This window comes from Candidatus Zixiibacteriota bacterium (assembly GCA_035574315.1).
Taxonomy (GTDB): Bacteria; Desulfobacterota; Binatia; order UBA9968; family UBA9968; genus DATLYW01.
In genome coordinates, this window is sequence record DATLYW010000053.1 from 100,641 (window position 1) to 126,288 (window position 25,648).

Sequence of the window (25,648 nt, forward strand, 5' to 3'; positions counted from 1 at the left end):
CCGCCTGGAGAACGACGGTTTCCGGTTTTCACGTTGAACCCTGGAGCTTTTGAACATTGCGTCTTGGTTCGAACCGCCGCGAAGCGGACGGCTCGAACGGAGTAAAGCGGTTGAACGGCTTGAACGGTTTGAACTCACTTGAACGTTCGAAGCGCACGACGCAACGGGGCCCGGAGGTCCCGGCCGCGAGTCGCCTTGATACAGTGTCTGCATAATTGCGAGCTCACTGATGAAGCGCCGGGTGCCGCGCGCGCCACTCGGTCGCCCGCTCGTAGGCGCAGGCGACTCGCAACGCCAGAGCTTCCGCGAACGGCGGCGCGGCGATCTGCAGGCCGATCGGAAGACCCGCCGCGGTGAAGCCGCAAGGAACCGACGCCGCGGGCAGGCCGGCGAGGTTGAACGGGTTGGTGAAGTTGGGCCGGAGGATCTGTTCGTTGGGGTCGAGCGCGGCAAAAGCCTCGGGCGGACGCGGGGCGGTCGGGGTCGCAAGCACGTCCACGCGGGAGAAGCTGGCCGTGATCTGTCCGGCCAGGGTCGTGCGCGCCCTGAGCGCCTGGATGTAATCGGCCGCGCTGAGAAAAGCCCCCTCGAGGATGCGCCGGCGGACGGCGCTGCCGAACTTTTCCGGCGCCTCCCGCAGCCGCTTTTCGTGATAAGCGTAGGCTTCGGCGACGAGAATCGTCTGGTTCGCCTTTCGCGCCAGGGAGAACGGCCGGCCATCGAGATCGATGAGGTTCGCGCCGAGCTGCTCCAGGGTCCCAAGCGCGGCGTCGAAGGCCGCCAGCACTTCGGCGTCCACCCCGAGATTCTCGTCGAACCAGCCGTTGCGCGGCACGCCGATGCGCAGACCGCGCACTCCCCGTCCCAGATCCACGGCGAAGTCGGGAACGGCGACGTCCGCCGACGCCGGGTCCTCAGGGTCGTGTCCGGCGATCGCGCGCAGCAGGAGGGCGCAGTCCTCGACGCTCCGCGCCATCGGACCGGCGTGATCGAGCGACCAGCTCAAGGGCACGATGCCGCGGCGGCTGACGCGGCCGTAGGTCGGCTTGACGCCGACCACCCCGCAGTGCGCCGAGGGCGTGCGGATCGAGCCGCCGGTGTCGGAGCCGAGCGCGCCGAAGCAGAAGCCGGCGGCCAGCGCCGCGCCGCAGCCGCTGCTCGAGCCACCCGGGATGTGCGCCGGGTTCCACGGGTTGCGCGCTGCGGGAAACGGCGCGTCGACCGAGGGTCCGCCGAAGGCGAACTCGTGCATAGCCAGCTTCCCCAGCAAAACGGCGCCGGCCACGCGCAGCTTTTCGACCGCGGCGGCATCGCGCTCGGGCACCCAGTGCTGCAGGACGGCGGAGTGGCAGGTGGTGCGGACGCCCCGTGTCGCGTACAGGTCCTTGAGGGCGAGGGGAATGCCATGAAGCGGCCCGCGGTCGGTCCCCCGGAAAAGCTCGCGCTCCGCTTGCCGCGCGTCTTCGAGCGCCTGTTCGGCGGTGACCGTGATGAAGCTGTGGAGGGCGCCGTCGAAGGCTTCGATGCGGTCGAGGCAGGCGCGCGCCAGTTCGACAGGCGAGCACTGCTTGCGCCGCAGCAGGACGGCGGCCTCGGCGATCGTCAGGAAGCACAGCGGCGCGTCGGCCATCGACGGGTCAGCTCCCGCGCGGGAGGGGCGGCGCCAACGCCCGTGCGGGCTCGGTCTCGGGCTCGATCAATTCGCGAAGCTCCGACGCCTGCCTGCGGGAGCGGGCGATTCCCGGCGCGAGCCGCTCGATCTCCTCGTCCGATAACGCAAGCCCCGCGCGCTCCGCGTCGCGCCGCAGCTCCTCCAGCCAAACCTCTTTCACCCGGCCGCTCCGTTGCGTCAGCGGTCACTTCTTCGGAACCAGCACTTCACGGATTCGCGCGACGGTCGCGGAATCCATCTGGAAGAGCTTTCGCACGATCGCCTCGACCTCCTCGCCGGAGAGCGGGTTGACCTCGAGCCTGGACTTGTTCATCTCGGCGAGGAAGGCCTGATCTTTCATGGTCGCCGCGAAGGCGCGGCGCAGCAGGCCAAGCCGTTCTTTGGGCGTCCCGGGGGGAAGCGCGTAGGCGCGCAGGATCGCCGACGGCGCGTGCACGCCGGCTTCGATCAACGTACGGGCCTCCGGGGTCTTCGCGTAGTCGATTGCGTTCGGAACGTCGGGGATGTCGGCGGCCTTCTTGGGGTTGATCTGGAGGATCGGCTTGACCATCCCCGACTCCAGGCCCTTGGCCCAGGTGGTCCGGATCGACGCCCAGGTCCAGCAGCCCCCGTCCACTTCGCCGGATTCGGCAGCCAGGCGGATGTTCGACGTTCCCTTGAATCCCTCGATCAGCTGAATCGGCAGCCCGAGGGCCGCCTTCAGAACGCGGGGCACATCGGAGTCGTTGGCCCCGGGGGCTTCGCCCCCGAGCTTGACCGGTTTTTTGGCCGCGAACCAGTCGTCGAGGGAATGGATGCCGCTGGCCTTCGTCAGCGCGCACACGCCTTCGTCCTGGACCGGCGCACCGAGCCACTCGAACTTCCGTCCGTCGAACTCGATGCCCTTGTCCCCCATCACCTGCTGCAAGACCAGGGAGCCGATGAAGTTGCCGATGGTGAGCCCGTCGCCCTGAGCCCTGAAAAGATAGTTCGCCGCGACTCGGCTTCCCGCGCCCGGCATGTTCTCGACGATGACGGTCGGGCCGCCGGGAAGATGGCGCCCCAGATGGCGGGCGATCGCGCGGGCATAGGCGTCGAAGCCTCCCCCGGCGGAAAAGCCGACGATGATGCGGACCGTTTTCCCTTTGTAGAAATCCTGCTCCGCCGCGGCGGCCTGAGAAGCAGGAAAGCCGACGACGAGCGAAGAAAGCAGCAGAGCCCAGGCGATCCCGACCATGGTGTCCTCCCGGGAGCGGAGGTTCATCCGCCGCCCCGCTCGCCGGCCGCGGGTCGACACCCCGAGGCCGGCTCGACTACGCCTCATACCGGAAACGGCCCGGTCAGCGCAAGTTCCCCGTGTGGCCGAGCGAGTAGCGGCCGGGTTGCGGCCAGACGGTGAGCCCGTGGGGCTCCTTCTTGACTGGAATCGACCGGACGGACCCGGTGGTGGTGTCGATCACGTAGACGGCGTCGTCGAACCGTCCGGAAAGCCAGAGCAGCCGGCCGTCGATGCTGACGTTGCCCATGTCGGGGCTGCCGCCCCCGGGAATCGGCCAGTGGGCGACCACCTTGCGCGTCGCGAAATCGACCACCGAAACGCTGCCTTTTCCTTTCGGCGGCCCGTAAACCCGCGCCGCGCCGCGGTTGGCGACGTAGAGCTTGGTCCCGTCCCTGCTCGGGTACAGGCCGTGCGCTCCCACGCCCGTCTTGATATGGCCGACCTCGACGAAACGGTCGCCGTCGACCAGGAAGATTCCCTCGGATTTCATGTCGGCGATAAAGAACAGTTTGCCGTCGGGCGAGACCCGAACGTCCTGGGGCATACCTCCGCGCGAGAGCCGCAGGTAGCCGGCCGTCTTCTTCCCGACCAGGTCGATCTTGGCGAGCCTGCCGCTGTACTCGCACGTGAAGATCGCGTAACGCCCGTCGATCGAGAAATCCGCGTGGTTGATCCCGTCGCATTCGGGCGTCTCGATGGAGTACTTCATCGCCATCGTCTGCGGGTCGCGGAAATCGAGGCGCTTCCTCGCCTCCGCCACGATGATCGTGGCGCTGCCGTCGGGAGTGAAATACATGTTGTAGGGATCGTCGACGGGGATCGACTTTCCGGGCTTGCCGGTGACGGGATCGATCGGGGTGACGCTCCCGTCCGTGCGCCCCTCGGCATTGTTGTTGACCCACAGGGTCTTGAGGTCCCAGGAAGGGACGACGTGCTGCGGGTGGATTCCGACGGGGAACTTGTCCACGACCCGGAAGGTCGCCGGGTCGATCACCCAGACGTCATTGGAAGCCCGGTTCGGCACGTAGACGCGCGAGAGGTGGCGGGCGACGACCGGGCTCAGCTTGGTCGGAGCCGTCTCCCCGTACAGGTTGTTGGGATCGACAACCGGGGGCATTCCGGGAACGGTCCGGATGGCGCGAGCGCCCGCGGGCTCGGCGCCCGGGGCGTCGAAGCACCATCCCAGGAAAATCGTCCCCGCGAGCGCCGCCGCCGCGATCCGCCGACGGCATTTTTTCGCCTTCTCGGCCGGGCGGGCGTTTGCAGAGCCGGGAAATCGCCGCTCAGGCGGCATTTTTTTTCCTTTGCATCGCCCAGTAGACGTTTTCCGGCTTGAGCGGCAGGTCGTAGACGCGCACGCCGATCGCGTCCGCGACGGCGTTGCCGATGGCCGCTGGGGTAGGCGCGAGCCCCGGCTCGCCGAGCCCCTTGGCGCCGTAGGGGCCTTCGGGCTCGGGGCACTCGACGATGATCGGGATCATCTCCGGCAGATCGAGCGACGTGACCAGGTGATAGTCGAGGAACGAGGGATTGCGCACCTTGCCGGAGCTGTCGACGACCATTTCCTCGTGCAGCGCCGAGCCGATGCCCATGGCCAGCCCGCCTTCGATCTGGGCCACGCAGTTGAGCGGGTTGATCGCCTTGCCGACGTCGTGCGCGGCCGACATGCGCACCAGGCGCACCCGGCCGCTTTCCTCGTCGACCAGCACCTCGGCCGCCTGGGTCGCATACATGTAGAAGGCCGAGGCGTGGTCGCTGTGACCGGTCTCCAGGTCGAGGTCCTTGCCGATCTCGTAGGTATACGAGCCGTCCCCGCGCACGGATCCTTCCGGACCGAACTTCCGGCGTACGACTTCTCCGATCGGCAGCGCCATCTGCGGCTGGTCCTTGAGGAACACCTTCCCGTCGGCGAACTCGAGATCCGCGGGCTTCGCCTCGAGCATGGGCGCGGCCGCTTCCGCGATCTGCTCGCGGGCATGGATCGCCGCCCTGCGCACGGCGTTCCCCATGTGGTACGTGCTCCGGCTTGACGTGGTCGACGCGTCGTACGGGATGACGTCGGTGTCGAGCGGGTGCATCCGGACCCGCTCGATCGGCACCGCCAGCTCCTCGGCCGCGACCTGGGACAGGATCGTGTTGCAGCCCTGGCCGATCTCGACGGTTCCCGCCAGCACGGTAACCTGTCCCCGGGAATCCACGATCACGCCCGCGTTCGAGGTGGTCGGGGAGCGAGTGGGCTTCTGGATGCAGGCCAGGCCCTTGCCCGAGCGCATGCCCGGCTTGGCCGGGGCCGATCTCTTGCCCCACTCGATGGCCGCCGCGGCCTTGAGCAGCGTCTCTTTGAGGCCGACGCTGTGGAGCCGCTCGCCCCAGTAGGACACGTCGCCGTCGACGAAGATGTTCTTGAGCCGCAGCTCCAGCGGATCCATTCCGAGTCGCCGGGCGATCTCGTCCATCTGCTGCTCGCACGCCCACGCGCCCTGCGGGATCCCGTATCCCCGGTAAGAGCCCGCCACCGGCTTGTTGGTGTAGACGGCGTAGCCGTCGACCTTGACGTGCGGAATGCGGTAGGGGCCGGGCGCCGGCAGGCTGCCGCGGATGCAGACCGTGGGGCTTTTTTCCGCGTACGCACCCGCTCCCCAGTAAAGCGTCATCTCGCGCGCCATCAGCGTGCCGTCCTTCTTCACTCCCGTCTTGCAGTACACGACGCATTCGTGGCGCGTGAGGGTCGAGATGAAGGTCTCTTCCCGGTTGAACTTCACGCGCACCGGCCTTCCGCCGGTGTGGAACGCGAGCGCGACCGCGATCGGCTCGACCTTGAGCCCGCCTTTGGAGCCGAAGCCGCCCCCCTGCAGAGGATTGATGAAACGAATCTTCTCCTTGGGCATTCCGAGAGCTTCCGATATCTCGTGGAGCGCCCGGAACGGGGCGTCGTTGGCCACCCAGAGGGTCAGCCGTCCGCTTTCCCGGTCGAACTGTGCGTGCGCCGAGTGCGGCTCCATCGCCGCATGCTGTATGATCGGCACGAAATATCGTTCGCTGAGGACGAGATCGGACTGCGCGAAGCCCTGCTCGACGTCGCCGGTTCGCAGCTTGAAATGCTCCGCGATGTTCGGCAGATGCGAACCGACGATGAAATCGGCCTTGCGGTAGGAGGCGAAATCCTCGTGGATCTGGACGGCCCCCGGCTTGCAGGCCTGCTCGGGGTCGGTGTAGACGGGCAGGTCCTCGTACTCGACCTCGATGAGCCTGACCGCGGCCTGCGCCGTGTCCTCGTCCTCCGCCGCTACTGCGGCCACCGGCTCCCCGATGTAGCGCACCTTGCCGCGCGCCAGGAACGGTTTATCCTTGATCGACTCACCGTGCGTCCAGGGCGCGTCCTCTCCGGTCACCACCGCGACGACTCCCGGGTGGCGGCGTGCCTTCTCGACGTCAATCCGCTTGATTCTGGCGTGGGCCCTCGTGCTGAACAACACCTTGCCGTAAAGCATGTTCGGCAGGACGAGATCGTAACCGTAAACCGCCTCCCCGGTGACCTTCTCCAGGGCATCCACCCGGGTCACGGGTTTGCCGATGAACTTCAGCTCCGACATTTCCGCTCCTTCGGGCCTTTCAAAAGCTCGCACCTTCAGGCGACGATCGAGCCGTTCGCTGAAAAGAAAAAACCGCAAGCCATGACGACATCAGCCGTTCCTCGACCTCAGCTCCGCCGCCGCGTCCCTGACCGCCTGAACGATCTTGACATAGCCCGTGCAGCGGCAGAGATTCCCGGAGAGAGCGAAGCGGATCTCTTCCTCGCTCGGGTCGGGGTTTTCGTCCAGCAGCGCCTTGGCCATCATCAGCATCCCGGGCGTGCAGTAGCCGCATTGCGCGCCGCCGTCGCGGATGAACGCTTTCTGGATCGGATGCAGCTCGGGACCGATCTTCAGCCCTTCGATGGTGACGATTTCGGCGCCGTCGAGCTCGGCCGAGAGAACCAGGCACGAATTGACCGGCTTGCCGTTCAGGTAAACGGTGCAGGCGCCGCAGTCCCCGGTGCCGCACCCTTCCTTGGTCCCGGTGAGCCCGATCTCGTCCCGCAGCAGGTCGAGCAGCAGGCGATGGTTGGGGACCTCCAGCGAAACCGCCTTCCCGTTCAGCTTGAAGTGGATCTCTTTTTTCATCGTTCCCCCGGGCCGCGGCTAGTACCGGCGGTCGCGCCGGTCGCGCCACGGGATCGCGCCCCCGCGCGGCGCGGCGGCGTTCAACAGGGCCCGCTTCGTCATGGCCCCGACCATGGCCCTGCGGTACTCGGCCGAAGAGCGGACGTCGCTGATCGGCCTGCTCTCGCGCGCGGCCTCCTCTCCCGCCGCCGCGGCGACCTCTTCGGTCAGGACGCGCCCCTCCACCGCCGCCTCGGCCCGGCGCGCGCGCAGCGGCGTGGGCGCCACCGCCCCCAGCACGATGCGGACGCCCGTGCAGCGCCTCTCGCCCGCTTCCAGGGCGAAGGCGACCGCCACGCCGACATAGGCGAGGTCCATCATGTCGCGCGGCGAGAACTTGATGTACTCGCCGACCAGCCCGGGCGCGCTTTTCGGGATGGTGATCGCGGTCAGGATCTCCTCGGGACGCATCACCGTCTGACCCGGCCCGCGGAAGAACTCCTCCAGCGGCAGCGAGCGCTCGCCGTCGGCGCCGGCGATCGTGACCTGGGCGTCAAGCGCGATCAGGCTCGGAGCGACGTCGGCCGACGGCGTGGCGTTGGCCATGTTGCCGCCCACCGTCGCCCGGTTGCGGATCTGGATCGATCCGACCTCGGCGGCGCTCTGGGCGAGAAACGGGTATTTCCGCCTGAGCAGGGGCGAGGTCTCGATCTCGCGCATCGTGGTCAGCGCTCCGATGACGATACCCCCGTCGCCGTTCTCCTGGATTCCCGTCAGGCCGGGGATGCGCTTGAGATCGACGACGTACTTGGGCAGCAGCCCCTTCTCCTTCATCGCGATGACGAGGTCCGTGCCGCCGGCCAGGAAGCGGCCGCCCGGCCCCTTCTCGAGGACGATCCGGCTGGCTTCCCGCAGTGTCGCCGGCTGATAGAACTCGAACGGTTCGGTTCGCTTCATGGCCCACGCCGATCCGTGCGCTACACCAGCGGGCGGACCATCCGCCCGATCGGCCGGCCGCAGGGCTCGCCGTCGCGCATCTGGACGTGGCCGCGGACCACGGTGCAGACGGGAACGCCCTTCACCTTCCAGCCATGCCACGGCGACGGCTTGTTCTTGCTGTGGAGCTTGTTCACGTCGATCACCGCTTCCTTGTCCATGTCGACGATCGTCACGTCGCCGTCGGAGCCGAGCCGGATCGCTCCCTTTTTCGGATAAACCTGCCAGACCCTGGCGGGATTCTCACAGGCCACCTTGACGTACTGGTTGAGCGTGAGGCGCCCCTTGTTCACTTCCGTAAGGATGAGGGGGACGCCGGTTTCCACGCCGCAGAAGCCGGAAATGCAGTCCCAGATCGCGGGCTTGGTGAGTTTGCCGTAGAGATCCGAGCCCTTCTCTTCGAGCGTGTGGGGGGAGTGATCGGTCGCGAGCATGTCGACGAAGCCCTTCCGCAGCCCTTCCCACAGCACCTCGGCGTGGTCCTTGGTGCGCACGGGCGGATTCATCTTGAGCAGCGGCCCCACCTGATCCATGTCGGCGGGCTCCCGCAGGAGATAGTGCGGACCGGTTTCCGCCGTCACGCGCAGGCCGCGGGCCTTGGCGTCGCGCACCATGTAGGCGGCCTGCTTGGAGCTCATGTGGAAGACGTGCAGCTTGGTCCCGAAGGTCTCGGCGAAAAACAGCGCGTGGTGGACCGATTCCGCCTCGCAGATGTCGGGCCGCGAGGCTTCCCAGTAACGCGGCTCGTTCTTGCCTTCGGCCTTGAGCTTGTTGGTGCAGTACGCCATGATCTGCCGGTTCTCGGCGTGGATCCCCAGCGGCAGCTTCGACTGAGCGATCAGGTCGAACGCTTCCATGCACATCCCGTCGTCGGGAAAGGGGAGATTGCCGATCGTTTCTCCAAAGAAGATCTTGAAGCCGATCGCTCCCGCGGCCGCCATCGGCAGGATTTCCTTCGTGTTCGTCTGAACGACGACGCCGGTGACCCCGAAGTCGACCAGCGACTTCTCCTCGCCGAGCCGCTGCTTGATCCGGACCTGCTCCGCGTCGGCGGTCGGGGGCACGGTGTTCGGCATATCGATCACGAAGGTCACCCCGCCGCAGACGGCTGCGGTCGAGCCGGTGGCGAAGTCCTCCTTGTGAGTCATTCCCGGTTCGCGGAAGTGGACGTGGCCGTCGATGATGCCGGGGAGGATGTGACGCCCCTTCGCGTCGATCTCTTCCTTGGCGGACGGCAGGGAGTCGTCGGAGCCGATCGCGACGAACTTCCCGCCCGTGATCGCGACACCGCCCTTGAAGGTCTCTTCCGGGGTGGTCACCCAGCCGTTCTTGATCACCAGGTCTGCAGCCATAGAGTTTCCTTTCTTTTCTGAGTTTATTCGAAAAATTCGTTTCTGCGAAGCCGGCGGATCGCCTGCCGCTGCCGGAGATCGGCCAGCACGTTTTCCTTGCCCTGCCGGACGTGGGACCGGACGATTCGCACCGCTTCCTCCGCATCGCGGCTCTCGATCGCGGCCAGCAGGTTGAGGTGCTCCCGATGCGCGGCCATGCCCCGGGCCGGATCGTACAGCCCGTCGGTGCGGCGCTTGAGCACAATTCGTTCGAAGACGTGCCGGAGCGCGTTCTTGAGCGTCTGGTTGCCCGCCAGGTCGGCGATCGCCAGGTGCACGTCCTGATCGTAAATCAGCCGGTCGCGGGTGAAGCGTTTCCCGACATCCCGCCCGTACAGCTCCACCTTGTCGCGCAACCGCCGCAACGACGCCGGCGTGAGATTGCGGACCGCCTTTTCCACCGTAAAGGCTTCCAGGGCCTCGCGCAACTCATAAAGCTCCTCGGCCTCTTGAATTCCAATTTCTTTGCAGGTAAAACCCCGGTTCGGCAGGAAGGAGACGTACCCCTCCTGCACGAGTCGGGTCAGGGCCTCGCGCACCGGCGTCCGACTGACGCCGAGACGCTCGCTCAGCTCTTGATGGTGAAGCTTCTGCCCGGGCATGACCTCGTTGGACAAGATCAGTTTCTTGATTTCATGATAGACGCGGCCTGAGAGATTTTCCCCGGCCCGGACCTTTAACTTGGGTTTCCTGACCAGATTGCTCATGCGTAGGCGAGTTGCATAAATTTTTTTATGCAAACGTCTCGGAACCTATCCGATCGTCGACCTCTTGTCAATCAACGAAACGCGCTTGAAAAAAGCAATAGAAATGATAATACGCTTGCGACCCGGGCCCGGGCCCTCCTGGGCGCGGCGTACGGCGAGCGGCAACGACCGGCACATTTTAAGGAGGCAATGTGGCACAGACCAAGTTGCAGGCCATTGGATTGAGGCACGAGTACTACCAGCCGCGAACGGGCGGGCGCCTGCTCGCTCTGGACAACATCAACCTGTCGGTTGAAGACGGGGAGTTCGTCACGATCGTCGGCCCCAGCGGCTGCGGCAAGACCACCTTTATTAACCTCGCCGACGGCCTGTTGAAGCCGACGGCGGGCCAGATCCTCATCGACGGCAAGCCGGTTACCGGTCCCGGCACGGACCGGGGCATGGTGTTCCAGGACTCCTGCCTGATGCCTTGGCGGACGGTTTTCAAGAACGTAATCTTCGGTCTGGAATGCCAGGGGTTGGACAACGCCGAAGGGCAGGAACGGGCCAGAAGGTTCATCAAGCTGGTCGGCCTCGAGGGATTCGAAGACCATTACCCGCACGAGCTCTCCGGCGGCATGCAGCAGCGCTGCAACCTGGCGCGGGCGCTCACGGTGGATCCCAAGATCCTCATCATGGACGAGCCCTTCGCCGCTCTCGACGCCCAGACCCGCGAGATCATGCAGCTCGAGCTGTTGCGCATCTGGCAGGAGGCGGGCAAGACGGTGCTCTTCATCACGCACCAGATCAACGAGGCAATCTACCTGGCCGATCGGGTGATCGTCTTCGGGGCGAGGCCCGGCAAGGTCAAGCAGACGATCAAGATCGATCTGCCGCGCCCGCGGCCCCTGTCGGTGAAGCGCGATCGGAAGTTTCTCGACTACGAGGATCAGCTCTGGAACCTGATCGAGGAAGAAGTCAAGAAAACCATGGTCGCGGACCAGGTCGTCCACAACATCAACGCGTAACGGATCGCGTCGGGAGGGAAGGGTGAGGAGGATCAACTCCCAGACCCTCATCCTGGTCGGGGCCAGCCTTTTCGTTCTCTATCTGGCGGGCGTTCCGCTCGTCATGCTCCTCTATGGGAGCGTGCGCACGGCGCCGATCGGCGAGCCGGGCGCCGCCTACACCATCGAGAACTACGTCAAGGCCTATTTCGACAAGGAGTTCTATCTCCTGCTCCTGAACTCGCTTTACTATGCGCTGGGGACCTGCATCGTCACCTTCCTGATCGGCACCTATCTCGCCTGGGTCAGCGAGCGGACCAACACGCCGTTCAAGAAGCTCTTCGTGGTCATGTCGCTGATCCCGTTCATCATCCCCGGCATTCTCAGCACGATCTCCTGGATACTGCTGCTGAGCCCCAAGATCGGGCTGATCAATATCGTGCTCAAGGAGCTGCTCGGCCTCGAGCAGCCGCCCTTCAACATCTACTCCATGTGGGGAATGATCTGGGCGGAGGCCATCCATCTCTACCCGCTGGTGTTCCTTCTCATGTCCGCCGCCTTCCGGAACATGGACACTTCGCTGGAGGAAGCCGCGCTGACGGCCGGGTCGAGCACCTGGAGCACGCTCCGGCGGATCACGCTGCCGCTGATGCGGCCGGCGATGGTCAGCGTGCTGCTGATCATCTTCATCCGCGGCATCGAGGCCTTCGAGGTCCCGGCGCTGATCGGGGTGCCGGCGAAGATCTCCGTCTTTACGACCAAGATCTTTCTCGCGATTCATCAATTTCCGTCCGACTTTGGCCTCGCCGGCGCCTACGCGGTGACGCTGCTCGCCATCAGCACGGCGGGCGTGCTGATCTACGGCCGGATCACGCGGCGCGAGGAGCGTTACGCGACGGTGACCGGAAAGGGATACCGCCCGCGCGTGATCGACCTCGGCGGCTGGAAGTACGTGACCTGCGCGATTTCCTTCTTCATCTTTTTCCTGGCCGTGATTCTTCCGGTCTTCGTGCTCCTCTGGTCGTCGTTCATTCCGTACTACGGTGTGCCGTCGCGCGAGCTGATGGCGAAGATGACCCTGGGAAACTACCAGTACATCCTGACCTACCCGCTGGCGATCACCGCCTTCAAGAACAGCTTCTATCTCTCGCTCGGCTCCGCCACGCTGGTGATGCTGTTGACCTCGGTGATCGCCTGGATCACCGTCCGCACCCGGATCCCCGGGCGCGCCTTTCTCGACAACATGACCTTCATACCGATCGCCATGCCCGGCATCGTCCTCGGCGTGAGCCTGATCTGGGTCTATCTGACGCTGGCCAGGGTGGCCGAGTCGAGCCGGTTCCTCGGATTCCTGAATCTCTACGGGACGATCTGGGTCCTGCTTCTGGCCTACATCACGAAGTTCATGCCGTATGGCATCCGGGCCGCCTCCGCCTCCATGATTCAGATCAACAAGGAGCTGGAGGAGGCGTCCATGACCGCCGGCGGCACGTGGTTCCAGACCTTCAAAAAGGTGATCCTGCCGCTGTTGATGCCCGGGTTCACCGCGGGGTGGATCTACATCAGCATCATCGCCCTGCGGGAGCTGTCGACGTCGATCCTGCTCTATTCCTACAACAGCACCGTCCTTTCGATCATGGCGTTCGACTTGTGGGAGGGCGGCCAATATACTTACGTCTGCGCGCTGGGCGTCCTGATGGTGCTCTTGCTCGTGGCGATGGCTTTCACGGCGCGCAAGCTCGGGGCTAAAATAGGAATCGCGGAATAAGAGAATTCGTTCGGGGCCCGGCCGCCGGGCCGGGTCGGTGCGGGAGGCGCAATGGCTGACAAGCAGGACATGGTGCAAATCGAGGCGCTCGAGAAGTACTTCGGCGAGGACAAGGAGCGGGTGCACGTGCTGAAAGGGGTGACGCTGCACGTGCCGGAGGGCTCGCTGTACACGTTCCTGGGCCCGAGCGGTTGCGGCAAGACCACGACGCTCAGGTGCGTGGCCGGGCTGGAGCGGCCCGACGGCGGCCGGATCAGCATCGGCGGCCAGACCGTCTTCGCCGCCGGCGAGCGGGTTTACGTCCCGACCAACAAGCGGCCGATCGGCATGGTCTTTCAGTCGTACGCGATCTGGCCGCACATGACCGTCGCGGAGAACGTCGCGTACCCCCTCACCATCCAGCGCCGGCCGAAGGACGAGATCAAGCGGCGGGTCAGCGAGGTGCTCAGGATCGTCGGCCTCGACGGCCTGGAGGACCGCCCGGCGCCCAAGCTCTCCGGCGGCCAGCAGCAGCGGGTCGCCTTCGCCCGCGCCCTGGTGAACGAGCCGAAGGTGATGCTGCTCGACGAGCCCCTCAGCAACCTCGACGCCAAGCTGCGGGTGCAGATGCGGTCGGAGATCAAGGCGCTGCAGCGGCGCACCAACATCACGACGATCTTCGTCACGCACGACCAGTCGGAAGCGCTGGCGATCTCGGACCAGATCGCGGTCATGCACGGCGGCAAGCTGATCGAGGTGGGCTCGCCCTATCAGCTCTATACGCGCCCGAAGAGGAAGTTCACCGCGACCTTCCTCGGTCTCACCAATCTGATCGAGGGGAAGGTCGTCGAGGTCGACGGCGACTCGACGCCGGGGAAGATGGAGACCAAAAAGGGGCTCCTGAGCTTTGTTCCCACGACCACCCTCAAGCGCGACCAGGCCGCGGTCATTTCGATCCGACCGGAGAACATTCCTCTCTACAAGGAAAAGCCGCAAAATCTGGAGAACGTCCTCGAGGGCACCGTCAAGGAAGCGGTTTTCATGGGGGACGCCTATCAGTGCAAGGTGGCGGTGGGTGACGACATCCTCGCGGTTCACACGCATCCCTTCAATGCCGTAAGCCCGGGAGACAAGGTCTACCTCCACCTCGATCCAAAGAGCTGCAACGGTCTGCCGGCCGACGACACCGAAGGGGTTGATGAGTCGATGTTGGGGAACTAGAATACCGGCAGCCGACGTGCCGGGCTGAAAGGAGATCGAAACTGATGACCGCACTGGAAGCGAGGAAGCTCGCCGAGGAGGAGATCAAGGCCGGAAAGACGCCCAAGTACAAGGACCTGCGCGACTGGCTGGAGATCGTCGACAGCTTCGGCGAGCTGAAGAAGATCGACGGGGTCGACTGGAACCTGGAGATGGGGACGCTCTCGGAGCTGATCGCGCGCGAGAGCAAGGGGCCGGTGCCTGCGGTCCTGTTCGACAACATCAAGGACTATCCAAAAGGATACCGGACGCTGTTCGCGCAAAACGCTTCCTTCAAGCGGATGGCGCTGAACCTGGGGCTGCCCCTGGACCTCACGAGCCTGGACCTCGTGCGGGCGTTGCGCCAGAAGCTGGCGAATCACCAGCCGATTCCGGCGAAAAAAGTGACCAAGGGCCCGGTCCTCGAAAACGTCATGTCGGGCGACGACGTCAACCTGCTGAAGTTCCCCGTGCCGTTCATCCACGAGCTGGACGGCGGGCGCTTCATCGGGACCGCGTGCCTCGTGATCACGCGCGACCCGGACGAGGGCTGGGTGAACTTCGGCGCCTATCGCGGGATGGTGCAGGACGAAAAGACCATGAGCTGCTACATCTCGCCCGGCAAGCACGGCAGCATCCAGCGTGCCAAGTACTTCGAACGCGGCCAGCCGTGCCCGGTGATCATCTCGGTCGGCCAGGATCCGGTGCTGTTCATGGTTTCGGGTAACGAGATCGACTACGGCGTATCGGAGTTCGACTACGCCGGCGGCTTGAAGGGAGAGCCGATCGAGGTCATCGAAGGCAGGGCGACGGGGCTGCCGTTCCCGGCGCACGCGGAGATCGTGATCGAAGGCTTCATGGACCCCAACGATCGCCGAACCGAAGGCCCGTTCGGCGAATGGACCGGTTATTACGCCAGCTCGAGCCGGCCCGAGCCCGTGGTGCGGGTGCAGAACATCTACTACCGCAACGACCCGATCCTCACCTGCGCCCGGCCGGGGCGGCCGCCCTCCGACTACTCGCTCGCCAAATGCATGGTAAAGTCGGCGCTGATCTGGGACCAGGTGGAGAAGGCCGGCGTTCCCGACGTCAAGGGCGTGTGGTGCCACGAGGCCGGCGGCGGCCGGTTGTTCAACGTGATCTCGATCAAGCAGCGCTATCCCGGCCACGCTCGCCAGGCGATGCTGGCCGCCTCTCAGGTGCACGCCGGCGCCTACCTCGGGCGCTACGTGATCGTGGTCGACGACGACATCGATCCCACCAACACCTTCGACGTCATCTGGGCGCTCGCCAGCCGCTCGGACCCGGTCGAGTCGATCGAAATCCTGCGCCGCTGCTGGAGCGGGCCGCTCGATCCCAGGATCCAGCCGGGCAAGAAGGGCTTCAATTCCCGGGCGGTGATCGACGCCTGCCGGCCGTTCGAATGGATCAAGGACTTCCCGCCGGTCGCCGAGTCCTCGCCCGAGCTGAAGGAAAAAGTTCGGGCGAAGTGGAAGAAGGTCATCGAGGGCTGAGAGAATTCGTCGAGCCGACGGCAAGGGCAGCCGCGCCTGACGCGGCTGCCCTTTTTTGTGCGTGGCGCCGCTTGTAGAACCCCTTCCCAATGCAGCGATGACCCGGAGGCCACGAGCTCAGGGTTGCTGAAATTTCTCGTTGACGGATTGTCTCGGAGCAGATCCGGCGGTCGGCTCGGCGGCACCGGGCTCCTTTTTCCGCGCCGTCCGTTGCTGCCCGGCTGCCGCTCGTAGAAGGCCGAAGGCTACGTCTCCGGGGGCACGCCAGGGTCAGGCGGCTGGCTCGCGTTTCCCGTTTCCGACATCCGGCTTTTGGCTTTGTCCGCCTTTCGCTGAAGCCGCCGTGCGAGCTTGTCCTGTTGTTTCCGCTTGCGCGCCAGCTCTTTCTGGCGCTTGCTATAAGTTTGATTTCCCATGCGAAAGCCCCCCTGGTCGAAAACTCCCCGGCCGGCTAACGCCGGCGCTTGCGGCGCGCCGGGCGGTGCGGGGATCCAACCGATAACGACACCGCGTTCAGCTTCCTGTCGGGCTCGCTCTCGCCCGGGCCGTTGAGCGCCCGGTCGATCCGCTCTTCCGCGGCCACTTTGCTTTCGTTCAGCACTTCTGCGATCTCGCAAACGAGCAGCTCCCTGGCCCGTTGCAACGTCGCGCGCTCGTGCGGGGCGAGGGGCTTGTTGCTCTGCGATTGAGTCAGCGACCCCACCATATCAGCCAGGTCGAATATGGATCCCGACTTGAAAAGTTTCGAAGTTTCGGCCGCTCGCTGGCGCCAGCTCTTCGGCGTTTCGAGCCCTCCGGGCACTGCGGCGTGCGTCTTGAGGCGGTTCAGCAACATGGGAATCTCGGAGCGGTCCAACAGCGAGCGCGTCTGTAAATGGCTGAAGCCGTCGACCGGCACGAACAAATCGGCCTTGGTGTCATCCAGCAGGGCCAGCCGATAAAAGCTCGCGGACCTTCCGCAAACCACTTTTTGAACGATCCCTTCTACGAGACAGGGCCCGCGTCCTGGATAAACGACTTTCTCGCCGACCGTGAACGCCATGGACCACCGGGACTTCCGCTGGACGCCGGGACGCGAATCCAGCTGATCAGGCCGTTTGTTCCGGCCCTGCGTGCGTTCGTCCGCCGCCGCCGTGAAGCGGACACGGCACGCCGAAACGACCCGTGCGGGGCCTTGCGGGATTCGCCGAAGAAACGCCCGGAGACTCGGCCGGAAAGCGGGGACGACCTCGCTGCGCGACCGGCCACCGACAGTCGAAGCATATCATCGGCCACGGCCGAAAGATACAGGGGCCGGGTTGCGGCCAACGATCTCTCCGGCCGGCGGCGCGACGCCGGTTTGTTCCGGATTGACCGTCGGTTGGTCGGCGCCGGAGGGGCGGCGCAGTCAGGCGCCCGGCGAGCGCGCCTTCCTTGCGCGGTGGTGGCGGCTCTGTTAGCTTCGGAAGAAAACTTTTTGCGAGCGGAGTGGTCATGCGCAAGCGGTCGTTCCAGTACGTCGGGCGCAGCGTTCCCAGGGTGGACGGCGTCGACAAGGTAACCGGCAGGGCGAAGTTTCTCGGCGATCTCGTCGTGCCGGGCATGCTTCACGGGAAAATCCTGCGGAGCCCCTACCCGCACGCGCGGATCCGCTCGATCGACACCACGCAGGCCGAGGCTCTGCCCGGGGTGGCGGCGGTCCTCACCGCCGCCGACCTCGAGGGCCTCGATGCCGTCTACAACGGCCGGCCGGTGATCGCGACGGGCAAGGTTCGCTACGTCGGCGAACCCGTGGCGGCGGTCGCCGCGGCGGACGCGGAGACCGCGGAGGAGGCCGCCGGCCTGATCGCCGTCGAGTACGAGGAGCTTCCCGCGGCCATCGGGATCGACGCCGCCCGCGCTCCGGGAGCTCCGCTGATTCACGAAGGCAAAGTGGACAACATCTGCGCGCACGAGAGCGTGGAGCGGGGAAGCGTCAAGGAAGGTTTCGCGCAGGCCGACGAGGTCTTCGAGGATCACTTCACGTTTCCCATGGTCTACCATTACGCGATGGAGCCTCACGCGGTGGTCGCCAGCTGGACCGAGGAGGGCGTCACCGTGTGGTCCTCGGCGCAGCACCCGTTTCAGGTCCGCAAGGACATCGCCCAGGTCTTCCGGATTCCGGTCGAGCGGGTGCGCATGGTGATCAGCTATCTCGGCGGCGGCTACGGGAGCAAGTCCTACACCAAGTTCGAGCCGCTGGTGGTGGCGCTGGCCCGCAAGGCCGGCGCGCCGGTCCGGGTGTGCAATTCGGTCGCGGACTCGATGGTGACCGTTCGCCGCCACGCCGCCAAGGTCAGGATCAAGACCGGCTTCAAGAGGGACGGCACGATCGTGGCGCGGGAAGCGGAGATCTATCTCGACACCGGCGCTTACGACGACAATGGCCCGCAGGTGACCGTCCGGGCGGCGACCCGGGTGCTCGGCCCCTACCGCATTCCCAACATCCGCACCGACGCCTATGCGATCTATACCAACTCGGGCTCCGCGGGATCGTTTCGCGCGATCGGCGCTCCCCAGGTGATCTTCGCCGGAGAATCCCAGATGGACATCGCGGCCGCGCGCCTCGGCATCGATCCGGCGGAGCTCCGGCGCAAAAACCTGCTGCGGCGCGGAGAGGAGCTGCGGCCCGGCCTCAAGGGAATCGATGCGAACCTCGCCTCAGGGTTGAGAAAGCTTCTCGGCGCGAGCCAGTGGAAGAAGTCGGCGCGAAAAAAGAACGCTCCGATCGGCATGGCCTGCGCCGTGACCAACGCGGGGGCCACACCGGTTTCGGTGGCGCTCGCGCGCGCACAGGCCGACGGAACGGTCGAGATCGTCGCCGGCAGCACGGAGATGGGGCAGGGGGTGCGGACGGTCCTGTCGCAGATCGCGGCGGAGGAGCTGACGCTGTCCCCGGATCGGATTCGGATTTCCGGTGCCGACACCAGGGTCACCCCCTACGACAGCTCGACGGGCTCGAGCCGCTCGACGACCTGCATGGGAACGGCGGTGCAGGCGGCGGCGCGCGACCTCAAGAAGCAGCTGATCGACATCGCCAGCGAGACGTTCCGCTGCCCGCGCAACCGCGTCACGGTCGCCGACGGAGCGTTGATCTCCGGCGAGGCCCGCCTCACGTTCAAGGAAGCGCTCGAACGCCGTTTCGGCAGAGGATCAGGAGGCGAGCTGATCGGGCGCGGCTACACCTCGCCGAGCATCACCGACGGGAAGCTCCCCGTGTTCTGGGAAGTGGGCATGGGAATGGTGGAGCTGGAGCTCGACGTGGAAACCGGGCTGATCGAGATCAAGCGCCTGGTGTCGGTGGCCGACGTCGGCAAGGCGATCCACCCCGAGGGCTGCATCGGGCAGGAAGAGGGGGCGGCGATGATGGGAATCGGCCACACCCTGTTCGAGCAGCTGGTGTACGACTCGAGCGGGCAGCTGGTGAACTCGAACCTCGTCGACTACCGCGTGCCGCGTTTTTCCGACGTGCCCGAGGAATTTCACACGGTGCTGGTGGAAAACGAGGACGGCCCGGGGCCGTTCGGAGTTCGCGGGATGGGGGAGGGAGGGTTGCTGTCGATCGCGCCCGCGGTGAGCAACGCGCTCGACCGCGCCACCGGCGTTCGCATCCGGGACCTCCCGCTCACGCCCGAGCGAGTTTGGCGGGCGCTGCGGGGAACGGATAAAAAATAACCGTTCAGTCGCTTCGCTCCGTTGAAGCCGTCCGCCTCGCGGCGGTCCAAAGAGGGAAGCGACGACCGGCGCGAACGACAACCCGCCGGCGGCTCACCGCCCGCCGCCAGCCGGCGCTCGTTGGAACGCCTCGCGGACGAACAGGCTTTCCAGCGGCGGGGCTTCCCGCAGCAGCCCCTGCTCGACCTGATAGCGGGCGAGAGCCTCCATGGTCCGTTTTTCCGTCTCGCCCAGGACGTAGGCGTAGGGATCTTCCCCGAGCACGGCCCTTTCCTTCTCGTAGCCTTCTATCTCCGCCGCGCTGAGATAGTTGACCGAAAGCCTCTTCGCCTCGCGAAACGCCTCGATCAGCCTGGCGGCGAGGTCCGGGTAGCGGGCCGCGACGTCTTCCTTCATCGCGACGAGGTGGATCACCGGGTAGATGCGCTTTTGCCTGACGTAGCGGACGATCTCGTCGGTGTCATCGAACAGGGGTTTCACTCCCGGGAAGGCTCCCATGACCCGCGGCAGCCTGCCGCCGCCGAAAAGCCCGTAGAAGCCGGAATCGCCGGCCACCAGCGCGGCGTGCAGCTCGCCCTCGCTGAGCAGCCGGGAGAGGTGAGGGATTTCGCGGCCGAAGGGGGGCGGCGGGTCGAGGCGCTCGACCGGGACCGGCAGCTTCCCGTCGATGTAGACCTCGCGGCCCGAAACGAACCACCGCATGTCGGAGGTCCGAAGGCCGTACTCGTCGAGGAGAAAGCCGCGCGCCCAGACGACGGCCGTCGCGCCGTAGCGGAAGCAGCCGATCTTCTTCCCTTTGAGGTCCGAGGGATGGCGCAGCCGCCCCTCGCGGCAGAAGATGTTGCGCTGCCGCGGCCCGCGCTCGAAAAAGATCGGCAGCGCGATGAACGGAAATCCCTTTTCCCGCGTGCGCAGATAGGTCGCGGCGGAAAACTCGCCGACGTCGAATTCTCCGCGGGCAAACCGGTAGTGGCGCTCGCCCGCGTTGGCGAACTCGCAAGTGATCGCCGGCTCGTAGCCTTCGATCTCCACCGTCCCGTCGATCAGCGCCCGGGTGCGCGGGTGGTCTGGAATACCGAGCGTGATTTTGATCCTCGCCATCGGCTCTCCGCGGCGGTCGTCAGCCCGAATTTGCGCCGCGGTCCAGCAACGGCAGGAGCTCGCGAAGGCTGTGGATGCGGGTTCCGCCTGCGACAGGCGCGGCGGAGCCGTCCGTGCGCCGGTCGACGAGCACGCCGGCTAGTCCAGCCTGTACGGCACCGGCGAGATCGTTTTCCTCGCTGTCGCCCACGTGCACGGCGCTGCGGGGCTCGAGCCCGTGCGCTTCCAGCGCGGCCGCGAAGATCTCCGGGGCCGGCTTGGCGTATCCGACCTCGGCCGAGACATAGACGTTCTCGAGGTAGGGAGCGACTCCCAGGCCGCGCAGGACGCCGTGGAGGCGGGAATCGAAGTTCGAGATCACCGCGAGCGTGAGGCCGCGGCCCCTGAGAGCCGCCAGCGTTTCCGGGACTTCGGGATAGAGCGTCCAGGCTTCCGCGGAGCCGTAGTAATCGAACAGCTCGGTAAAGCAGCGGTCGAAAGCGTCGAACGGAGCCCACGGCTCGAAGACGCGCGCCACCAGCGTGCGCCACCAGGAGCGGGCACGCCCGCTTCGCTCGGAGGGCGCAGCGCCGGGGAAGGCGAGCGGCGGAGCCTCCTCGAAGCAGACGCGGAATCGCCGGTCGATCTCCCGCGCCGGCGCCTCCACGCCGTACCGCCGCGCCGCGGCGGCGTAAATCTCGCCGACCGGCCGCGCAGGCCGAATCAGCGTTCCCGCCGCGTCGAAGAATACCGCCCGAAACTCCATACTTGCGCGTCGTTCCCGGGAAAAACTACGTTGCAATGACCGTAGCACCCTTTATAATGAAATTCGATGCCGGACGCAGCGGAAAAAGACGCGCTGGTGGTCGTCGATCTCCAGAACGACTTTTGTCCCGGCGGGGCTCTCGGAGTGGCGGGCGGGGACAAGATCATTCCGATCGTCAACGACTACATCAAGAAATTCGCCGCGCGTGGGCTTCCCGTCATTGCAACTCGGGACTGGCACCCCGAAAAGACCAGGCATTTCGCCGAGTACGGAGGAGCGTGGCCGCCGCACTGCGTCCAGGGAACCCGCGGCGCGGAGTTCCACCCGGAGCTCCGGCTCGAAGGCGCGATCGTGGTCTCCAAGGGCATGGACCCCTCCGAGGACAGCTATTCGGGGTTCGAGGCTTGCGATGCGGAAGGGACACCGTTGCCGGAGCTGCTGCGGCGGCTCGGGGTGGAGCGCATCTTCATCGTGGGGCTGGCGACGGATTATTGCGTGCGGCACACCGCGCTCGACGCGCTGCGCCGGGGATTCAAGGTCGTGGTGCTCAAGAACGCCGTCGCGGGAGTGAACCTGAAGCCGGGGGATTCGGAAGAGGCGCTCGCCGAGATGGCGCGGGCCGGCGCGGAGCTCCGGGAGTCTCTGTAAGGCGCGGTCCAGCGCCGCGGCCGGCTTGGAGAAACGGTGAACGACTTTGAATACCGCGCGGAGCTCGAAACCGCGGAGAAGGCCGCCAGGGAAGCGGGCGCCATCGTCATGGCGATGTTCAGGGGGAAGTTCGATGTCCGGGAAAAGGGCAGGAACAACCCCGTGACCACCGCCGATTTACGGGCGAATCAGAGGATCCGGGAAATCATCCGCGGGCGTTTTCCCGAGGACGGCTGGCTTTCGGAAGAGGACAAGGACAGCGCGCAAAGGCTCGCCGCCCGGCGCGTCTGGGTCATCGATCCCATCGACGGAACCAAGGAGTTCATCGAAGGCGTCCCTCAGTTCGCGATCTCGATCGGCTTCGTTGTCGGAGGCTTTCCCAAGGTCGCGGTGGTTTTCAACCCGGCCGAGCAGAAGCTCTACTGCGCCGGCGCCGGACAGGGGGCGTTTCTGAACGGCCGCTCCATTCACGTGACGACGCGGTCCGAAGTCGAGGGGGCCTTGCTGCTGGTGAGCCGGTCGGAGCCCCAGCGGAAGTTTCAGGTCTTCGTGGACCGTTGCTCGATCGAGCCGATCGGAAGCATCGCCTTCCGGCTGGCCAAGGTAGCCGGCGGCGACGGAGACGGCACGCTGACCTTCCGCTTGATTTCGGAATGGGACGTCTGCGCCGGGGTGCTCATCGTCGAGGAGGCAGGCGGCAAGGTGCTCGACGGCGCAGGACAGGAGCTGACGTTCAACCGCCGGAACCCGCGGCACAGAGGCGTCATCGCCGCCAACGAGCGGCTCGCGCGCGCTCTCCAGGTTTTTTGGCAGAAGGCCATGGCCGAGACCCGCGTCCCGGTCCGCTAGCGGCGGGGCGCGGGGACCGGCGGTCGGACGCGGGGCCGGTCGCGGCCGGTGGTCGCGCTGAGATGCGACTCATGCGACGTTGCGTGTACTGCGGAGACCGGGCGCGCTGGTGGTCCCGGACCTGTCCGGACTGCAAGAGGCTTCTGGCCCGCGTCGAGCAGCTGCGAGGAAGGGTGGGCTACGGTGAATTTCTCGACGGGCTGGAGGCGACCGGCGTGCCCAGGGAAAAGATCATCACCTTCCTCAAGGCCGACCCTGACGGCCGCGGCAGCGTCCAGGATCAGGTGACCGCCGAAATGACGACGGAGCTGATGAAAGTCATGGGCATCCCCGGCCGTCAAACGGCGCAGGAGGTCAAACGGATCCGGAAGTCGGCGGCCAAGGAGAGCGAGTGAGCGGGGTCGTTCGCGCCGCGAATGGAAATCACGATATATCTCTCGCTCGGCTTTCTGCTGCTCTACGCTCTCGGGCTGGTTCTTCACCGGATCAAGTTCGTCCGGGACCGGCGGCGGATGCGCCTCGAGAGCAGGCTCGGGCGCCGGGTGGTTGCCAGGGTGGAGGAGGTTGCGCCGGGCACGGTGAAGAAATTCTGGCTGATCTGCGAGAAGTACCGGGTGGACGGGTTCGTGGTGAACGACGGCGGCGAGTTCCACGCCTACGTCAACCGCTGCCGGCACATGCCGACGCCTCTGGATTTCGTACGCGACGAGTTCTTCAGCGCCGACGGGCGCCATCTGATGTGCTACACGCACGGCGCGCTTTACGAGCCCGCGACCGGTTTTTGCGTCTCGGGGCCGTGCCAGGGCCAGTCGCTGTACCGCCTGCCGGTGACGGTCGACCGCGGCGAAGTGCTGGTCGGATGTCCGGAGGGAGATCTTTCGTTCTTGAAGGACTGAGGAAGGCGCATGGGTTCTGAAGGGAAGGCCGGGCGCAAGCTGATCGGCAAGGTCGGAGATCTGGCGCACGGCGGGAGCAGGAAGTTCGTCCTTCGCTGCGCCGAAAGCACCGTCGAGGCGATGCTCGTCAACTACCGGGGCGAGCTCCGCGCCTACGTGAACCGCTGCCGCCACGTCGCGCTCTCCCTGGACTGGGTCGACAATCGGTTCTTCACCGCCGATACGCGCTATCTGCTCTGCGCCAATCACGGCGCTCTCTACGAGCCGACGACCGGCGAATGCGTCTGGGGACCGTGCGCGGGAAAGGCGCTCCGGCGGGTGCCGCTCGAGATCGAAGGCGGCAAGATCTTCGCCCGCTGCCCGGACGACGGAGACGACCGGGGGGCGTGAACGCGGGAGGAACGATGAGCGAGTGTCTCTTTTGCGGGATCGTGGAGGGGAAGGTGAGGGGCGAGATCGTCTATCGGGGCGATTCGGTGGTGGCCTTCAAGGACATCCACCCGAGGGCGCCGGTCCACCTGCTGATCGTTCCGCGGAAACACGTCGAGACCCTGCTCGATTTCGAGCCCGCGGACGGCGCGGTGGCCGGCGAGATCTTCCGGGCCGCGGCGGAGCTGGCCCGGAAATACGGCGTCGCGGATACGGGTTTCCGGCTCGTGGTCAACTGTGGGCCGCACGCGGGGCAGACGGTTTTTCACGTTCACTTCCACCTGCTCGGCGGGCGCGCGCTCGGCTGGCCGCCGGGGTAGAGCGCTCGTCGCTCGGGCGAACAACGGGAGGCTTTATGGCGACCGAAGAGTGGCACAGCGAGACCTACGACATGGCCGTGCAGCAGTTCGACATCGCCGCCGGGAGGCTGAACCTCGATCCCAACGTGGCCAATCGCCTGCGTCGGCCCGACCGCTCGCTGATCGTGAGCGTTCCGACCCGAATGGACGACGGGCGGGTCCGGGTCTTCACCGGCTACCGGGTGCAGCACAACGACGTGCTCGGCCCCTTCAAGGGGGGCATCCGCTACAATCCCGGAGTGAACCTGGGGGAGGTGTCGGCTCTGGCGATGTGGATGACCTGGAAGTGCTCGCTGGTCGGCCTGCCGCTGGGCGGCGCGAAGGGCGGGATCGCCTGCGACCCGGCGACGCTTTCGCGCCAGGAGCTGCAGTCGATGACCCGGCGCTACACCGCCGAGATCCTCAATTTCATCGGGCCGGAAGTCGACATCCCGGCGCCCGACATGGGAACGAACGAACAGGTGATGGCGTGGGTCATGGACACCTACAGCCAGCACAAGGGACACGCGGTCCCGGAGATCGTCACCGGCAAGCCGGTCGCGATCGGCGGAACGCTCGGGCGCAAGGAGGCGACCGGCCGGGGCGTGGTTTACACCATCATGGAGGCGGCCAAGCACCTCGGGATCGATCTCGGCAAGTGCACGGCCGTGGTCCAGGGCTTCGGCAACGTCGGCTCCGTGGTGGTCAAGGAGCTGGCGAACATCGGCGTGAAGGTGATCGGCGTTTCGGATAGGACCGGAGGGTTGTACGACGCCAGGGGCCTTCCGGTGGCGGAGCTGTTGAAGGTCGCCGAGCGCGACCACAGCCTGGAGGGGTGCAAACACGGCGACAAGATCACGAACGCCGAGCTGCTCGAGCTCCAGTGCGACATTCTCGTGCCGGCCGCCATCGAGATGCAGATCACCGGCGCCAACGCCGATCGGATCAAGTGCCGCATCCTGGCGGAAGGAGCGAACGGTCCGACGACCGTAGAGGCCGACGCCGTGCTGAACGACAAGGGGATTTTCGTCATCCCGGACATTCTCGCGAACGCGGGCGGCGTGGTGGTCTCCTACTTCGAATGGGTGCAGGACCTGCAGAACTTCTTCTGGACCGAGGAGGAGGTCCACCGCAAGCTCCGCGACATCCTGGTGCGCTCGTTCCACGCGGTGCTCGACGCCAGCGTCAGACACAAGGTCGACATGCGCCTGGCGGCGCTCATGATCGGGATCGAGCGCGTGGCGCGCGCGATGCTGTGGCGGGGCCTCTACGCTTGAGGGCCGCGTTGAACCGCCTC

General features: G+C 65.9%; 24 protein-coding genes. 12 read left to right on the forward strand and 12 right to left on the reverse strand.

The genetic code is table 11. The features are described 5' to 3' along the window. Nucleotides 1-223: 223 nt before the first annotated feature. From VNN77_19900 to VNN77_19940, 9 genes are all read right to left on the reverse strand, one after another. On the reverse strand, nucleotides 224-1,630 hold the full coding sequence (locus VNN77_19900; protein HXG53672.1) for an amidase: 1,407 nt from the start codon (nucleotides 1,628-1,630) through the stop codon (nucleotides 224-226). A gap of 7 nt (nucleotides 1,631-1,637) precedes the next feature. Next, on the reverse strand, nucleotides 1,638-1,832 hold the full coding sequence (locus VNN77_19905) for a hypothetical protein (protein HXG53673.1): 195 nt from the start codon (nucleotides 1,830-1,832) through the stop codon (nucleotides 1,638-1,640). A gap of 24 nt (nucleotides 1,833-1,856) precedes the next feature. Next, nucleotides 1,857-2,888 (reverse strand): tripartite tricarboxylate transporter substrate-binding protein, encoded by a 1,032-nt coding sequence (locus VNN77_19910; protein HXG53674.1) that lies wholly within the window; start codon nucleotides 2,886-2,888, stop codon nucleotides 1,857-1,859. Nucleotides 2,889-2,991: 103 nt separating this feature from the next. Next, complete coding sequence (locus tag VNN77_19915) at nucleotides 2,992-4,047, reverse strand: hypothetical protein (protein ID HXG53675.1); 1,056 nt, start codon at nucleotides 4,045-4,047, stop codon at nucleotides 2,992-2,994. 166 nt (nucleotides 4,048-4,213) lie between these two features. Then, nucleotides 4,214-6,523: a xanthine dehydrogenase family protein molybdopterin-binding subunit gene (locus VNN77_19920; GenBank protein HXG53676.1), complete on the reverse strand. Its 2,310-nt coding sequence runs from the start codon at nucleotides 6,521-6,523 to the stop codon at nucleotides 4,214-4,216. Between the two features lie 90 nt (nucleotides 6,524-6,613). Then, nucleotides 6,614-7,093 (reverse strand): (2Fe-2S)-binding protein, encoded by a 480-nt coding sequence (locus VNN77_19925; GenBank protein ID HXG53677.1) that lies wholly within the window; start codon nucleotides 7,091-7,093, stop codon nucleotides 6,614-6,616. An 18-nt stretch (nucleotides 7,094-7,111) separates the two neighbouring features. Beyond that, nucleotides 7,112-8,029 carry a xanthine dehydrogenase family protein subunit M gene (locus VNN77_19930; GenBank protein HXG53678.1) on the reverse strand — a complete coding sequence of 306 codons (918 nt, stop codon included), beginning with the start codon at nucleotides 8,027-8,029 and terminating at the stop codon, nucleotides 7,112-7,114. A gap of 20 nt (nucleotides 8,030-8,049) precedes the next feature. Then, a complete protein-coding gene (locus VNN77_19935; protein HXG53679.1) occupies nucleotides 8,050-9,420 on the reverse strand; it encodes a dihydroorotase family protein in 1,371 nt (456 codons plus the stop codon). A 23-nt stretch (nucleotides 9,421-9,443) separates the two neighbouring features. After that, the gene (locus VNN77_19940; protein HXG53680.1) at nucleotides 9,444-10,166 is read right to left on the reverse strand and encodes a GntR family transcriptional regulator; all 723 of its coding nucleotides are present in this window, start codon (nucleotides 10,164-10,166) and stop codon (nucleotides 9,444-9,446) included. 191 nt (nucleotides 10,167-10,357) lie between these two features. On the opposite strand from VNN77_19940, the gene VNN77_19945 reads away from it, so the two are divergent. Genes VNN77_19945 through VNN77_19960 form a run of 4 tightly spaced genes read left to right on the forward strand, consistent with a single transcriptional unit; the run spans nucleotide 10,358 to nucleotide 15,652 of the window. Next, nucleotides 10,358-11,173, forward strand: coding sequence for an ABC transporter ATP-binding protein (locus VNN77_19945; protein HXG53681.1), 816 nt, complete (start codon nucleotides 10,358-10,360; stop codon nucleotides 11,171-11,173). Nucleotides 11,174-11,195: 22 nt separating this feature from the next. After that, entirely contained in the window at nucleotides 11,196-12,920 is a 1,725-nt protein-coding gene (locus VNN77_19950) for an iron ABC transporter permease (GenBank protein HXG53682.1), read from the forward strand. Nucleotides 12,921-12,971: 51 nt separating this feature from the next. Next, nucleotides 12,972-14,120: an ABC transporter ATP-binding protein gene (locus VNN77_19955; GenBank protein ID HXG53683.1), complete on the forward strand. Its 1,149-nt coding sequence runs from the start codon at nucleotides 12,972-12,974 to the stop codon at nucleotides 14,118-14,120. Between the two features lie 44 nt (nucleotides 14,121-14,164). Next, entirely contained in the window at nucleotides 14,165-15,652 is a 1,488-nt protein-coding gene (locus tag VNN77_19960; GenBank protein ID HXG53684.1) for a UbiD family decarboxylase, read from the forward strand. 451 nt (nucleotides 15,653-16,103) lie between these two features. Here VNN77_19960 and VNN77_19965 read toward each other — a convergent pair whose 3' ends face one another. Further along, nucleotides 16,104-16,694 carry a CarD family transcriptional regulator gene (locus VNN77_19965; protein HXG53685.1) on the reverse strand — a complete coding sequence of 197 codons (591 nt, stop codon included), beginning with the start codon at nucleotides 16,692-16,694 and terminating at the stop codon, nucleotides 16,104-16,106. Between the two features lie 431 nt (nucleotides 16,695-17,125). Between VNN77_19965 and VNN77_19970 the strand changes: the two genes are divergently transcribed. After that, nucleotides 17,126-19,345, forward strand: a complete 2,220-nt coding sequence (locus VNN77_19970) for a xanthine dehydrogenase family protein molybdopterin-binding subunit (protein ID HXG53686.1) — start codon at nucleotides 17,126-17,128, stop codon at nucleotides 19,343-19,345. Nucleotides 19,346-19,438: 93 nt separating this feature from the next. Here the strand turns inward: VNN77_19970 and VNN77_19975 are convergent, their stop codons facing one another. After that, nucleotides 19,439-20,446 carry a hypothetical protein gene (locus VNN77_19975; protein HXG53687.1) on the reverse strand — a complete coding sequence of 336 codons (1,008 nt, stop codon included), beginning with the start codon at nucleotides 20,444-20,446 and terminating at the stop codon, nucleotides 19,439-19,441. Nucleotides 20,447-20,465: 19 nt separating this feature from the next. Further along, entirely contained in the window at nucleotides 20,466-21,191 is a 726-nt protein-coding gene (locus tag VNN77_19980) for an HAD-IA family hydrolase (GenBank protein ID HXG53688.1), read from the reverse strand. 66 nt (nucleotides 21,192-21,257) lie between these two features. On the opposite strand from VNN77_19980, the gene pncA reads away from it, so the two are divergent. The 7 genes from pncA (at nucleotide 21,258) to VNN77_20015 (ending at nucleotide 25,628) form a co-directional block, all read left to right on the forward strand. Continuing rightward, nucleotides 21,258-21,839: a bifunctional nicotinamidase/pyrazinamidase gene (gene pncA, locus VNN77_19985; protein HXG53689.1), complete on the forward strand. Its 582-nt coding sequence runs from the start codon at nucleotides 21,258-21,260 to the stop codon at nucleotides 21,837-21,839. Nucleotides 21,840-21,875: 36 nt separating this feature from the next. Then, nucleotides 21,876-22,688: a 3'(2'),5'-bisphosphate nucleotidase CysQ gene (locus VNN77_19990; protein ID HXG53690.1), complete on the forward strand. Its 813-nt coding sequence runs from the start codon at nucleotides 21,876-21,878 to the stop codon at nucleotides 22,686-22,688. A gap of 71 nt (nucleotides 22,689-22,759) precedes the next feature. Then, on the forward strand, nucleotides 22,760-23,083 hold the full coding sequence (locus VNN77_19995) for a hypothetical protein (GenBank protein ID HXG53691.1): 324 nt from the start codon (nucleotides 22,760-22,762) through the stop codon (nucleotides 23,081-23,083). A gap of 21 nt (nucleotides 23,084-23,104) precedes the next feature. Next, complete coding sequence (locus VNN77_20000; protein ID HXG53692.1) at nucleotides 23,105-23,584, forward strand: Rieske 2Fe-2S domain-containing protein; 480 nt, start codon at nucleotides 23,105-23,107, stop codon at nucleotides 23,582-23,584. Nucleotides 23,585-23,593: 9 nt separating this feature from the next. Next, nucleotides 23,594-23,974, forward strand: a complete 381-nt coding sequence (locus VNN77_20005) for a Rieske 2Fe-2S domain-containing protein (protein HXG53693.1) — start codon at nucleotides 23,594-23,596, stop codon at nucleotides 23,972-23,974. A gap of 14 nt (nucleotides 23,975-23,988) precedes the next feature. Beyond that, nucleotides 23,989-24,333: a histidine triad nucleotide-binding protein gene (locus VNN77_20010; GenBank protein HXG53694.1), complete on the forward strand. Its 345-nt coding sequence runs from the start codon at nucleotides 23,989-23,991 to the stop codon at nucleotides 24,331-24,333. A gap of 35 nt (nucleotides 24,334-24,368) precedes the next feature. Then, nucleotides 24,369-25,628, forward strand: coding sequence for a Glu/Leu/Phe/Val dehydrogenase (locus VNN77_20015; GenBank protein ID HXG53695.1), 1,260 nt, complete (start codon nucleotides 24,369-24,371; stop codon nucleotides 25,626-25,628). Nucleotides 25,629-25,648 lie beyond the last annotated feature (20 nt).

Excerpts from the sequence above, each read along its gene's own strand:
- VNN77_19915 (HXG53675.1), bottom strand. The coding sequence starts at position 4,047 with ATGCCCCCGGTTGTCGATCCCAACAACCTGTACGGGGAGACGGCTCCG.
- VNN77_19900 (HXG53672.1), bottom strand. The coding sequence starts at position 1,630 with ATGGCCGACGCGCCGCTGTGCTTCCTGACGATCGCCGAGGCCGCCGTC.
- VNN77_19925 (HXG53677.1), bottom strand. The coding sequence starts at position 7,093 with ATGAAAAAAGAGATCCACTTCAAGCTGAACGGGAAGGCGGTTTCGCTG.
- VNN77_20005 (HXG53693.1), top strand. The coding sequence starts at position 23,594 with ATGGGTTCTGAAGGGAAGGCCGGGCGCAAGCTGATCGGCAAGGTCGGA.
- VNN77_20000 (HXG53692.1), top strand. The coding sequence starts at position 23,105 with ATGGAAATCACGATATATCTCTCGCTCGGCTTTCTGCTGCTCTACGCT.
- VNN77_20015 (HXG53695.1), top strand. The coding sequence starts at position 24,369 with ATGGCGACCGAAGAGTGGCACAGCGAGACCTACGACATGGCCGTGCAG.
- VNN77_19955 (HXG53683.1), top strand. The coding sequence starts at position 12,972 with ATGGCTGACAAGCAGGACATGGTGCAAATCGAGGCGCTCGAGAAGTAC.
- VNN77_19970 (HXG53686.1), top strand. The coding sequence starts at position 17,126 with ATGCGCAAGCGGTCGTTCCAGTACGTCGGGCGCAGCGTTCCCAGGGTG.
- VNN77_19995 (HXG53691.1), top strand. The coding sequence starts at position 22,760 with ATGCGACGTTGCGTGTACTGCGGAGACCGGGCGCGCTGGTGGTCCCGG.
- pncA (HXG53689.1), top strand. The coding sequence starts at position 21,258 with ATGCCGGACGCAGCGGAAAAAGACGCGCTGGTGGTCGTCGATCTCCAG.
- VNN77_19930 (HXG53678.1), bottom strand. The coding sequence starts at position 8,029 with ATGAAGCGAACCGAACCGTTCGAGTTCTATCAGCCGGCGACACTGCGG.
- VNN77_19935 (HXG53679.1), bottom strand. The coding sequence starts at position 9,420 with ATGGCTGCAGACCTGGTGATCAAGAACGGCTGGGTGACCACCCCGGAA.
- VNN77_19920 (HXG53676.1), bottom strand. The coding sequence starts at position 6,523 with ATGTCGGAGCTGAAGTTCATCGGCAAACCCGTGACCCGGGTGGATGCC.
- VNN77_19910 (HXG53674.1), bottom strand. The coding sequence starts at position 2,888 with ATGGTCGGGATCGCCTGGGCTCTGCTGCTTTCTTCGCTCGTCGTCGGC.
- VNN77_19980 (HXG53688.1), bottom strand. The coding sequence starts at position 21,191 with ATGGAGTTTCGGGCGGTATTCTTCGACGCGGCGGGAACGCTGATTCGG.
- VNN77_19975 (HXG53687.1), bottom strand. The coding sequence starts at position 20,446 with ATGGCGAGGATCAAAATCACGCTCGGTATTCCAGACCACCCGCGCACC.
- VNN77_20010 (HXG53694.1), top strand. The coding sequence starts at position 23,989 with ATGAGCGAGTGTCTCTTTTGCGGGATCGTGGAGGGGAAGGTGAGGGGC.
- VNN77_19940 (HXG53680.1), bottom strand. The coding sequence starts at position 10,166 with ATGAGCAATCTGGTCAGGAAACCCAAGTTAAAGGTCCGGGCCGGGGAA.
- VNN77_19965 (HXG53685.1), bottom strand. The coding sequence starts at position 16,694 with ATGGCGTTCACGGTCGGCGAGAAAGTCGTTTATCCAGGACGCGGGCCC.
- VNN77_19960 (HXG53684.1), top strand. The coding sequence starts at position 14,165 with ATGACCGCACTGGAAGCGAGGAAGCTCGCCGAGGAGGAGATCAAGGCC.